This window comes from Xenorhabdus sp. PR6a (genome assembly GCF_028599065.1).
Taxonomy (GTDB): Bacteria; Pseudomonadota; Gammaproteobacteria; order Enterobacterales; family Enterobacteriaceae; genus Xenorhabdus; species Xenorhabdus doucetiae.
Map to the genome: position 1 here is coordinate 1 of NZ_JAQRFJ010000136.1, position 2,266 is coordinate 2,266.

The 2,266-nt window shown below is 40.4% G+C and carries 2 protein-coding genes; both read left to right on the top strand.

What is annotated here, in order from left to right; translation table 11 throughout:
- Positions 1-1,103: RHS repeat domain-containing protein (locus PSI15_RS17675; protein WP_337928948.1), on the top strand; the 1,103-nt coding region annotated here is incomplete at its 5' end.
- Positions 1,104-1,138: 35 nt separating this feature from the next.
- On the top strand, positions 1,139-1,870 hold the full coding sequence (locus PSI15_RS17680) for a hypothetical protein (protein ID WP_273584660.1): 732 nt from the start codon (positions 1,139-1,141) through the stop codon (positions 1,868-1,870).
- Positions 1,871-2,266: the final 396 nt, after the last annotated feature.

The window sequence follows — 2,266 nt, forward strand, 5'->3', positions numbered from 1 at the left end:
ACAATGGCCGTCTGGTGGAAAAAACCGAACAACGTGACGGATTCCGCCCGCAGGTCTGGCGCTACCGCTGGGACACCCAAAACCAGCTTACCCACTGTGAAACCCCGGACGGCTCACGCTGGCACTATGCCTATGATCCGTTTGGCCGAAGGATCCGGAAACTCAAGGTTCACGACGGAAAGCTGACGGCGACCAACCTGCAACGGTGGTTAAATGGCCGGCCGGATCTGACGCCCCGCGCCACGGCCATTTACGGGCAGGAATACCTGTGGAGCGGTGACCAGCTTATCGAAGAAACGCCGGTTTACGCCGACGGTTCGCTGGCGCTGGACAGCCGCGTGCGCTGGCTGTACGAGCCGGGGGCACTGACGCCCTCCGCGCGCGTTGAAAAAGGTAAGCTGCATTATATTGTCAGCGACCATCAGGGCACCGTGCGCGAAATGTTGAATGAGCAGGGCGTGCTGATCTGGGCGCAGCGGTTGAAGACGTGGGGAAAAGCCGAGAAATCGCAGGTAATTGCGTCGAATAACCCGGATTATCATGTGGGGTGCAATTTCAGGTTCTTAGGTCAATTTGAAGACGAAGAGAGCGGTTTATTCTATAATTTTCATCGCTATTACTCCCCGGAGACGGCGCAGTATATTTCGCCCGATCCGTTGAACTTAGCGGGTGGGGTGAATCCTTATGGGTATGTCCATAATCCGGTAGGTTGGGTTGATCCTTGGGGATTGGCGGGTGAAGATTGTGATAAGTCCCTTAAATTATCTTCACCAAACCCAGTTCCTAAAAGCGTTAGGGGAGAATATGAAGATATAATCACAGGAAAAGGTACTCCAAGGGTACATAAAGATACTGGGATTCAAAAAACCCTAGAAGATAGAAAAGGAAAAACGAATAAATTCTGGATCGGAGCTAAAGAATGGCAAGTAGTTCATTCAGGAAAAGGGCTTGACCCACACCATCGCATACTAGAACAAACATTACCGAATGGTCAAAAAATATATGGATATGTACTAAATCATGATTACGAAAAAGTCTATAAATTTCCGAGTCCTTGGTACCCCGATGGTGGTAAATCTCCAGGGCACAAGCCAATGAAATGATAAACATTAAATTATTCAACAGGAATGTCAATACTATGACCCACAGTAAATATTGCATATATATTAATGAAGTAGAATGTGCTATAGCCGATGATATTGACTTTTTTCACCTGAGTAATCATGAAAGAAATCATTTCGGTTTGATTCTATTAAGATCAAAAAAAATAAAGGTTCAGAAGAGTGTCAAAGTAAAAAAAGAAGACACCATTACTATATCCTATTATATCAATGGGGTATGTGTATTTGAATTTGATGGTCATATAATAGACAAAGAAAATACTCTTACAAACAGTCAAGAGTTTTCATTCGTAATAAAAACTTCTGATGAGCCACCTCTTACCATTATTGCTATTTTAAAAGAGTGGGTTAAAGGAAATGATTTTATCTACTGGAAAAATAACAAATGCTTAGAAGCAAAAAATCTATGGTTAACCGCATGTTTATACTGGCAGCAACTTTTCCCACCAAAACCTAATAAAATACTTAATGTCTCACTAACCTTAGAAGGCATCAATAATTATCTTGACTTCTTTTGCATGCTTGGAGAAGCATTCTGGGGTAAAAGAGGATATATAGGTAGAGATTTTCACGGGTTTGATGATTTATTGGGTGATCTTAGCTATGAAAAATCAGAAATTAATATTTATATTGAAAATATGAATAAATTAAAAATTTTTTTAGAAAGAATTAGTCCTCCTGATTGCAATTACTATGATACCTTCATGGCAATTTTAGCAGATAGAAAATGTAATATTCACAAAATATAATTTTGTTAATTAGTTTTAAAGCCGGAAAGATCCCCGTGATCTTCCGGCTTCACGACTGTGAACGGAACGGATTAAATAGTTCTTAATAAGCTGATGTTAAAATGAAAAATATCCTTAAAAAGTATAATATTTCTGGGGTTGTCACTAAGATCCCATTGGATTATTGGGCGGGTTTAACCCATATGGCTATGTCGATAATCCGGTCAATTTTATTGATCCTTTTGGGCTGGCAAAATGTCATTTAGACAATCCGAAGAAAAAAGTAAATAGTGCAGATGTAGGCGATTTTGTTAGAACACCAACCTCATCACCCAGATGATTTTACCAAAATAAAAGGTGGTAATTATAAGAATAAGAATACAAGTGAAATTTGGAGTAAAAGTAATACTACACATA

Excerpts from the sequence above, each read along its gene's own strand:
- PSI15_RS17680 (WP_273584660.1), top strand. The coding sequence starts at position 1,139 with ATGACCCACAGTAAATATTGCATATATATTAATGAAGTAGAATGTGCT.